At 67.7% G+C, this 8,477-nt stretch carries 7 protein-coding genes and 3 pseudogenes; 2 read left to right on the top strand and 8 right to left on the bottom strand.

The genetic code is table 11. The features are described 5' to 3' along the window. Window positions 1-149 precede the first annotated feature (149 nt). Window positions 150-481, top strand: a pseudogene (locus ACIREE_RS42370) (IS5 family transposase); the annotation flags it as partial. Window positions 482-1,221: 740 nt separating this feature from the next. Here the strand turns inward: ACIREE_RS42370 and ACIREE_RS42365 are convergent. From ACIREE_RS42365 to ACIREE_RS42345, 5 genes and pseudogenes are all read right to left on the bottom strand, one after another. Then, window positions 1,222-1,422 carry a hypothetical protein gene (locus ACIREE_RS42365; protein WP_404164908.1) on the bottom strand — a complete coding sequence of 67 codons (201 nt, stop codon included), beginning with the start codon at window positions 1,420-1,422 and terminating at the stop codon, window positions 1,222-1,224. Between the two features lie 232 nt (window positions 1,423-1,654). Beyond that, a complete protein-coding gene (locus ACIREE_RS42360; protein ID WP_404164907.1) occupies window positions 1,655-3,184 on the bottom strand; it encodes a serine/threonine-protein kinase in 1,530 nt (509 codons plus the stop codon). Window positions 3,185-3,312: 128 nt separating this feature from the next. Next, window positions 3,313-3,962: pseudogene (gene lexA / locus ACIREE_RS42355) on the bottom strand (transcriptional repressor LexA). A gap of 228 nt (window positions 3,963-4,190) precedes the next feature. Beyond that, window positions 4,191-4,793: pseudogene (locus ACIREE_RS42350) on the bottom strand (ATP-dependent DNA ligase); the annotation flags it as partial. A 24-nt stretch (window positions 4,794-4,817) separates the two neighbouring features. Beyond that, the gene (locus ACIREE_RS42345) at window positions 4,818-5,000 is read right to left on the bottom strand and encodes a hypothetical protein (protein ID WP_404164905.1); all 183 of its coding nucleotides are present in this window, start codon (window positions 4,998-5,000) and stop codon (window positions 4,818-4,820) included. Window positions 5,001-5,067: 67 nt separating this feature from the next. Between ACIREE_RS42345 and ACIREE_RS42340 the strand changes: the two genes are divergently transcribed. Beyond that, window positions 5,068-5,376: a hypothetical protein gene (locus tag ACIREE_RS42340; RefSeq protein ID WP_404164903.1), complete on the top strand. Its 309-nt coding sequence runs from the start codon at window positions 5,068-5,070 to the stop codon at window positions 5,374-5,376. Between the two features lie 454 nt (window positions 5,377-5,830). Here the strand turns inward: ACIREE_RS42340 and ACIREE_RS42335 are convergent, their stop codons facing one another. From ACIREE_RS42335 to ACIREE_RS42325, 3 genes are all read right to left on the bottom strand, one after another. Beyond that, window positions 5,831-6,757: an AEC family transporter gene (locus ACIREE_RS42335; protein WP_404164901.1), complete on the bottom strand. Its 927-nt coding sequence runs from the start codon at window positions 6,755-6,757 to the stop codon at window positions 5,831-5,833. 27 nt (window positions 6,758-6,784) lie between these two features. Then, complete coding sequence (locus tag ACIREE_RS42330; protein WP_404164899.1) at window positions 6,785-7,630, bottom strand: fumarylacetoacetate hydrolase family protein; 846 nt, start codon at window positions 7,628-7,630, stop codon at window positions 6,785-6,787. Between the two features lie 67 nt (window positions 7,631-7,697). Continuing rightward, the coding region (locus tag ACIREE_RS42325) for an NADP-dependent malic enzyme (RefSeq protein WP_404164897.1) at window positions 7,698-8,477 on the bottom strand (780 nt) is incomplete at its 5' end.

Raw genomic sequence — 8,477 nt, 5'->3', positions numbered from 1 at the left:
CAACGGTTCCAACTTCGGACCACGACGAGGCACCGGCACATCCGCAGAAGCAGTCATACACAAACTAACGACGGATCTCCGACGCGGGACACTAGGAGTTGTCCGGCCGATCATGTGACGACTCGGCGACCAGGTCGTTGAGGCGGAACATGGGGCGGGGTGATCTGAGTGATGCCGAGTGGGAACGGCTCCGGCCCTTTCTGCCGGTCGGCAACAGGCGTTGTGGCCGGTGGAGGGATCACCGGCAGGTGATCGACGGGATCTGCACCGGGTGCGGACAGGTGTTCACTGGCGTGACCTGCCGGAACGGTTCGGGCCGTGGAAGACGGTCTACGAACGGCACCGGCTGTGGTCGGCCGACGGGACGTGGGAGCGTCTGCTTCAGCAGGTCCAGGCGGCGGCCGACGCGGAGGGGGAGATCGACTGGGACGTCTCAGTCGACTCCACCATCGTGCGGGCACATCAGCACGCGGCGGGTGCCCACACCGACCCACCGCCAGCCCTTACCCCAAAGCGTCGCTTGCGATATGGCTCCGGTCATGACAACTGCGAGGGCCGGTCTGTGAGGGCCGTCTATGGTTCCGGGATGAGTAACTCTGCTGCGGCTGCTGTCCTCACCACCGCCGACCTGCCTGAAGCGATACGTGCGGTGCGCGCCCTGCTGGACATCGCAGACATCGGTCAGGGAGAGGTCGACTTCGAAGCCGTGATCAGGTCGCCGGATGTCCTGGCGCAAGTACGTCACGTACTGCCCGACCTCAAATGGTGGGCGTCAGCCGGCAAGGAGTACGGCTCGTCGGAGGCCGACGACAACCCTGCAGACTGCCTGCCGATCCAAGTGTTCGACTGGGGTCGTCCGCTGGACCTCGCCGAGCCCTTCATCGCCGCCCTGGGATCAGATGCCGGAGCTGTTCGGTGGGACCTGGACGCGTGGCCTGCGGTTCCCGAAGCGGGGCTGAAGGCGATCTCGCAGAAGTACGCGTACCTCACGCTGACAGTGAATTCCCGGGACCTCTACCAGGACGATCCGTCGCAGGACCACACCATCCACGTGCACGCCCGGGACCGGGACGGTGACCAGATCTCCCGTGTCCATTGGCTCGCCAGTCAAGTAGGCGGCCAGTTCACAGGCAGGATGGAGTCAGCGTACCTGTAACCCCTCAGCAAACAGGCAATACCGCCGTCTCCGTCTGCCTCTGTCACATGATCGGCCGGACAGCCCTAGGCGGCGCTGCTCGGCTCCCGCGCGGGAAGGCCGGCGCGGGTGCGGAGGTCTTCCCAGTCGGCGGACTTCTCCAGATCGACGCCCTCGGAGGCGAGAAGCTCGAGGACGTAGGCGACGCCGGGGTCGGTGATTGCGTGGTCCCGGGCGTCGGCGCGCAGGGCTGCTTGTTCGTCGGGGTCGAAGACGAGGCGCGCCATGAGGTCCGCCGGTGTGGGACTGCCTCGACCTCGCCTGCTTCATGAATACCCGCCCCGTATCGCACTCCCCAGACACGGAACTCAACTGGCTCGAAGACGAACAGACCGTGCGTGAACAATGGCGTGCTCTGGTCATCGCACGCCGCGACCTCTCGCACTCCAGATGACCTTCCCTCCTCACGCGGCCAGGCTGTGGGATGTGCCAGCGGCGGAGGAGGAAGGCACCGAAGTCCTATGGATCGGGGATGTCGTGTGGGTCCTTGTAAATCTCGTTCGCATAGCGTTTCAGGGGGTCGCGCAATCGCTCGGGGTTGATGGTGAGTGGGCTGGAACTGGCGTGGTAGATGAAGAGGCCGCCGCCTTCTCGCTTCGTAGCACCGTGTCTGCTGCGCCACTCTTTTGAGGGCTGGTTCGATGCCCGGAACCACACAGCGACGGCAAGGGGCTCCGGCTTCTTCGGGTTCTTCGGGCGCTCTATGGCGATGCGCTCCAGCGCCTCCCAGCGCAGAGCGAAGGTTCTGGGCCTGGACTCGACGGTGCCGTCCTCTGCGACGCGGCGCTCCTGGTTGCCACTCCACGTGGTAACGGTCAGGCCGCGCTCGTCGAGAGTGATCACGTCGGGCTGAGCGCCGGCTCCGGCCATCCTGCCGACCAGCCAGAAAATGACGTAGAACAGGGAGTAGCCCACCATGGCTCCCGCTCCGGCGTTGCCCCAGCGGTTGTCGAAGCCGATTTCGATATCCGGCCAGTCCAGGCTCAGGACCGGTTTCGGGGCAGTGACAGCGCCCATGAGCGCACCGATCGCCATGCCCACCCATCCGGCAACTTCTCCAGCGGACTCCGAGTACCGCTGCTTGATGTCGCTGCGTTTGGCGGTAAGGCGCACCGGCTCGCCGGATCCGGCCGTCTCCAGGGTCTTGGTCTTGGGGCCGAGCGGCCTGGATGGGGCAGGCAGCATGCCTCGTGCCGTGTCCGTGGTCGGGCGCCGGGCCGGGTCCTTCTCCAGCAGGGCAAGGACCAGCGGGGCCAGCCTCCCGGGCCGTTTCATCGGCTCGGGCTCCTGTGACGACGCGGCGGCAGGGTTGCCTGCGGGGAAGGGGAGGGCTCCTTCCAGTGCCTCGTACAAGGTGACGCCGAGCGAGAAGAGATCGGCTCGGCCATCGCCCTCGGCTCCCTGCCAGCGTTCCGGCGCCATGTAGGCGGGCGAGCCGATGACGGCAGCGGTGCGGGTGAGCCGGGGATCGCTCCGCGTGAAGGCAATACCGAAGTCGGCGAGCAGGATCGACCCCTTTGGGCCGAGCAGCACGTTGGCCGGCTTGACGTCGCGGTGCACGATGCCTGCTTGGTGTGCATCGTGCAATGCGTCGAGCAGAGCCTCGGCGACCTGAGCGGTGCGCTCCGGGGTGAGGGGGCCGTTGCGCTTGAGCTCCGTGGCGAGGGAATGTCCGTCGACCCACTGCATGACGATCCAGGGCACACGCCATGGGCCTTCGTCGATCTCGATGACGTCGTACACGGTGACGATGTGCGAGTTATCGCGCAACTGGGCGGCGTGCCCGGCCTCGCGGGCGGCGCGGGCCATCAGCTCCGTGCGCACCTCGTCGGGTATCGCCTCGTCGAGGCGCACCTGTTTGACCGCGACGTCCACCTTGAGGATTTGATCGTGTGCCTGCCAGACCTGACCGAAGCCGCCGGCTCCGAGCAGGCGGGCCAGGACGTAGCGTTCACCGATCACCGTGCCCGGACGAGCCTGCGCTGCCATCGCATCCCCCAATGACGGTCCCCCTGTGGATCACCGCGCTGCGGCCGGGCAAGCATAGAGACGCCCCCCGTTCCGCGGGGCGTTTTCACAGGATCGCGACGCGGGACGAGTCACCGCAGCCTCTCCGGTTACAGGCCTCGCAGGACCATCACGACCTTGCCGAGAATGGTCGCTTCGTCTGCGCGCAGCGGCTGATAGGCGGGATTCTCTGCGGTCAGCCAGAGGTGCGTGCCCTCTCGTTTGAAGCGCTTCACGGTGGCCTCGCCGTCGAGCATCGCGGCGACGATTTCCCCGCTCTCCGCCACCTGCTGGCTGCGAACGATGACCGGTCGCCCGACACGATGTGGGCGCCTTCCATCGAATCGCCCTGCACGGTCAGGGCGAACACCTCCCCGCTACCGACGAGTTGACGGGGGAGGGTGTAGACGTCGTCGATGTGCTCTTCGGCTGTGATGGGCACGCCGGCAGCGATCCGGCCCACCAGCGGAGCCTGCACCGTCTCGTCCGGCACGGTCACGCGGTGTCCGTCTTCCTCCGGGAAGGCCCACGAGGTGGGGGCGAGTGCGGCTTCGCCCCGGCGCGTCAGGCTGTAGGCGTGGGGGCGGTGGGGGTCCTTGCGCAGCAGGCCCTTCTTCGCCAGTAAGCCGATCTGGAAGCTCACCGAGGAGGTGCTGGACAGTCCCGCCGCCTCGCCGAGCTCACGCATCGACGGCGGATAGCCGCGCTCCCGCAGGCTCTTCTGCATCGCGCGCAGGACGCGCTCCTGCCGGACGGTCAGGCCGTTGTCCTGAGTGTGGTCCCCGGGGGTCGGCCACCCCGTTGTGCCTGCTGCTGACCAGCCGTGATGCCCCCTGTTGCTCGTTCGGGCCCACCGTAACCCGGACCACTGACACCAACCAGCCCTTAAACCCCATCACTCCCATCCCGGCCCGTGACGACGAGGAAGAGTGAGACGGAGAGCGCGCCGATCCGCGGAGGGCGGCAGCACGTGCGGTGACGGCCGCACCTATCGCACGCGCGTCGCGCGGACGACCGCGTGCCGTGTCGTACCGGCAGCGACTTCGACGACCAGGCCGCGGGCCACGGTGGTGTAGCTGTCTCCCGTGCTGGTGCGCGCATGCTGTTCCGGGCCAGCGGCGGCAGGCAGGTGCGTAGCGACCTGGGAGGCCAGCGGCGGGGGCAGAGTCTGAGTGAGGGCGATACGGCCGTCCGGGAGCTGCACAGCCAGGTTCTTGGGGCGTGCTGCGGTGCCGGTGTAGCCGACGACGTCGGCGTCAACGGTCTCGCTGTGCCGGACCCTCCGCCACGAACGGTCCGGCCGGTACAGGCCCGTTGCGCGCTTGGCCACGATGCCTTCGACGCCCTGTTCGGGCAGGACGGCGAACCACACGCGTGCCACGTCGATATCGTCGGTCGCAGGCACGGCTTGCAAGGGCGGGCCGAGTGGTTCGAGCACGTCCAGCAGCGCGGCGCGTCTCTTCAGGTAGGAGCGGCCGCGGAGGTCTCGGCCGTTGATCATGAGGCAGTCGGACGCGGCGTAGCTGGCGGGGTAGCGGGCCATGAGGTCGGCCAGGCGCCGGCCGCGTGCCGAGGCGCGCGAGCGAACGGCGCCGAAGTCGGTCCGGCCCTCGCGTCAGATGACCAGTTCGCCGTCGAGGACGGTGTCGGGCGGGAGCTCCATGGCGGCGGTGGCGATGTCGAGCCACTGCTGCGTCGCATCGCGGCCCGAGCGGGTCTGGATGCGGACCGTGTCGCGCCGCCACAGAACGCCTCGGTCGCCGTCCTTCTCCAGACTTTGGTCTGTCTCATGGGACACCAACTGGCGTCCGGATCCCGGAAAATGACCAAGCACTAAAGGCGCTGCGCGGTTCAGGATGTACCTCATGACGCACCTACCAGTCGACGTCCGGGCGTCCATCCGGCTCTTCGCCTTCTACCTGGCCAACGGCACGATCGATCTGGACCTTCTCGACTTCGACGGGGTCGACTACAAAGCGCGCCTCATGGCGTCGGCCTCGGCTTTCGAGCAGGTCTTCGCTATCTACACCAATGTCCTCCAGGTCGACGAAGCCGGCGAAGTCGTCAACGATGGGGATGCCCAGTACAGGGCAGCCCAGTGGATCCGCCGCTACTGCGACCCCGAATACCAGGTCGAGCCGCCATTCCAAAAGTGGGAGCTCGAGCTGCACTAGAAGCTCGAAGCTGCAGGCGGCCGGCCCCGCCCGCCCCCGGCTGCAGAGCGAAAACAGAGCTTGCTTCAAGCAGCCGCCCCCACCTGCAAGCGCAGTGCAGTGGAATGCCGTGCCGTGCACGGAGAGGCTCGGAGACAAGTTCAGGTGTCTGGAGAACCGTCCAGCTTCGCCTCGAACCACCACCCCGGCCCCTCGGGCAGGGCTGGAACCTGCTGCGCCAGCGCGACCTCGACCGGGTACTCCACAACACCACCCTCTCCCCCGCCCCGCCGGGTCGCGCGCGGGTGAGACTGAGTGGCCTATCTGGCACCGTTCGCCAACTACGACGCTCAGCTCGTCATGGTGTCCCCGCTCGTAGTGCCCGCACGTTGCTGTTCTCGACTGCGGTCATCCGTCGGCGGGGGAAAACGGCCGTCGAGGATTTGCTGCGCGGTCCTCGAGGTGAGGGCACGAGTCATCCCAACAGCGCGGCGATGGTGAAGAGGGCGGGTACCGCGAGGATGGTGGAAAGCAGGATGGATTCGCGGGCGAGGTTTTCGCCGGTGCGGTACTGCGAGGCGTAGGTGTAGAGGTTCTGGGCTGCGGGTAGCGCGCCGATCACGGCTACATCGAGGAGCGCCGGGCGCGCGAGGTGGAACAGGGTGGCGCCGAGCCCGTAGGCGATAAGGGGCTGGAAGGCTGTTTTGAGGCTCGCGGACAGCACGATGGCGGGACGATGCAGCCCGCGGGCTGGCAGCCCGCGGCCGCGCAGGGACATGCCGAAGGCCATCAGAACGGCGGGGACGGACATGTTGCCGATAAGGGTTAAAGGCCCCAGAACGGGCCGCGGAACCGTCAGTCCAGTCGCAGAGAGTGCGGTGCCGGCCAGGGCGGCGGCGGCCATGGGGTTACGCAGAGGGGTGGTGAGACGGCGCAGGAGGGGTTGGGGCTCGCCGGATCGGTTGAGGTCGAGGGCGGTGAGGGCGATCGGGGTGATGAGGATCTGCTGGAGCAGGAGCACGGGGGCGACAAGTGACGCCTCACCCAGGACGTACACGGCGATCGGGATGCCCAGGTTGCCGGCATTGACGTAGCTGGAGCACAGGGCGCCGATAGTGATGTGGCCGGTGCCCCAGCCGTTGAGCCGGGCGATGGTGATGAAGACGCCTGCGGTGGTGAGGGTTGCGAGGGCGGTGACGAGGAGGCGCTGGGATTGGGATATGAGGGTGCCAAGGTCTGCTGCGGCGAGGGTGGTGAAGAGCAGGCAGGGGGTGGCGACGTGGAATGCGAGGCGGTTGAGTACCTGTCTGCCGTCGTCGCCGAGGTAGGCGCGGCGCGCGATGAGGTATCCGGTGGCGATGACCATGGCGATCACAAGGAAGCCGGTGAGGACTCCCAGCATGCTGCTGTCCTTGCTGAAGTGGGGGTGTCAGGGGGCGGCGATGATGCTCTGGTGCTGAGTGCCCAGTCCGTCTGCTCCGGCGGTGAGGCTGTCTCCGGAGGCCAGGTAGCGGGGCGGGGTGAGGTCTTTGCCGGCGCCGTAGGGGGTTCCGGTGTTGATGAGGTCGCCGGGCTCCAGAACCATGAACTGGCTGAGGTGGTGGACGATCCATGCGGGGGTGAAGATCATGTCGCGGGTGTTGCCGTCCTGGTGGCGGACGTCGTTGTGCTCCAGCCACACATCGAGGTTCAGCGGGTCGGCTACGGCATCTGCGGTGGTCAGCCAGGGGCCGCAGGGGTTGAAGCTGGGTGCGGACTTTCCCTTGAGCCACTGGCCGCCGCGCTCGCGTTGGAAGCGGCGTTCGCTGATGTCGTTGACGAGGACGTATCCGGCGATGGCGGCGTGCGCTTCGCGGGTGTCGGTCAAATAGTGGCTGCGTGAGCCGATGACGATGCCGATCTCGACTTCCCAGTCGGTGTGGTGGGAACCGCGGGGTATGAGGACGGGATCATGGGGGCCGGACAGAGAGTTGGGGGCCTTGGAGAAGACCAGCGGTTCGTCCGGTGCGGGTGTGTCCGTGTGCGGGCTGCGGTAGTTGGCTCCGACGCCGAGTATCTGGTGGGGGCGGGCGATCGGAGCGCCGACGCGCTGTCCGGCGAAGTGGTGCAGCAGACCGGCGTCGCGGCGTACGGCGACACTCTCCTGTAGCAGGCTGGCGCCTCCGGCGGCGAAGAACGCCGCGTCGTAGTCGGCGACGAGGTCGGAGACGTCGATGTAGGTGTGGGCGTCGTGGCGGACGACGGGGCGCTCAGTCCCGGCGGGTCCGATACGCATCAACTGCATGGCGCATCTTTCTGAGGGGGTCGGCCGGGCAGGCTGCCCGGCCGAGAGTGGCTGCCGGTCAGTGCTGGGCGGTGGTGGCCTTCGCGGCGTCGCGTACGGCACCGGCGACGGCGCCCGCGACCTTGTCGTTGAAGACGCTGGGGATGATGTAGTTCGGGTTGAGCTCGTCCTCGCTCACCACGTCGGCCAGGGCCGTGGCGGCGGCCAGCATCATCTCCGTGTTGACCGTGCGCGACTGGGCGTCGAGCAGGCCGCGGAAGACGCCGGGGAAGACCAGGACGTTGTTGATCTGGTTGGGGAAGTCCGAGCGGCCCGTGGCGACGACGGCGGCCGTCTGGCGGGCGATCGCCGGGTCGACCTCGGGGTCCGGGTTCGCGAGCGCGAACACGAGGGCCCCTTCGGCCATGGCCGAGACGTCCGCGCCGTCCAGGACGTTGGGCGCGGAGACGCCGATGAAGACGTCGGCGCCGACCACGGCCTCCGCGAGGGTGCCGGTGAGGCCTTCGGGGTTGGTGTTGTCGGCGATCCAGCGCAGCGGCGAGTCCTTGTCCGCGTCCTTGAGGTCCTCGCGGTCGGCGTGCACGACGCCGTGGATGTCGGCCACGACCGCGTTCTTCGCACCCGCCGCCAGAAGCAGCTTGAGGATGGCCGTGCCGGCCGCGCCCGCACCGGACATGACGACGCGGATGTCGCCCATGCCCTTGTTCACCACGCGCAGCGCGTTGGTCAGGGCGGCGAGCACGACGATCGCGGTGCCGTGCTGGTCGTCGTGGAAGACGGGGATGTCCAGGGCCTCTCGCAGCCGGGCCTCGATCTCGAAGCAGCGGGGTGCGGAGAT

Source organism: Streptomyces sp. NPDC102467 (genome assembly GCF_044765445.1).
GTDB lineage: Bacteria > Actinomycetota > Actinomycetes > Streptomycetales > Streptomycetaceae > Streptomyces.
The sequence above is the reverse complement of the archived record's forward strand: the minus strand, read 5'-3'. Positions and strand labels throughout refer to the sequence as shown.

Bases quoted from the DNA above. Each gene is read 5' to 3' on its own strand.
- ACIREE_RS42365 (WP_404164908.1), bottom strand. From the start codon at position 1,422: ATGGCGCGCCTCGTCTTCGACCCCGACGAACAAGCAGCCCTGCGCGCC.
- ACIREE_RS42360 (WP_404164907.1), bottom strand. From the start codon at position 3,184: ATGGCAGCGCAGGCTCGTCCGGGCACGGTGATCGGTGAACGCTACGTC.
- ACIREE_RS42335 (WP_404164901.1), bottom strand. From the start codon at position 6,757: ATGCTGGGAGTCCTCACCGGCTTCCTTGTGATCGCCATGGTCATCGCC.
- ACIREE_RS42330 (WP_404164899.1), bottom strand. From the start codon at position 7,630: ATGCGTATCGGACCCGCCGGGACTGAGCGCCCCGTCGTCCGCCACGAC.
- ACIREE_RS42340 (WP_404164903.1), top strand. From the start codon at position 5,068: ATGACGCACCTACCAGTCGACGTCCGGGCGTCCATCCGGCTCTTCGCC.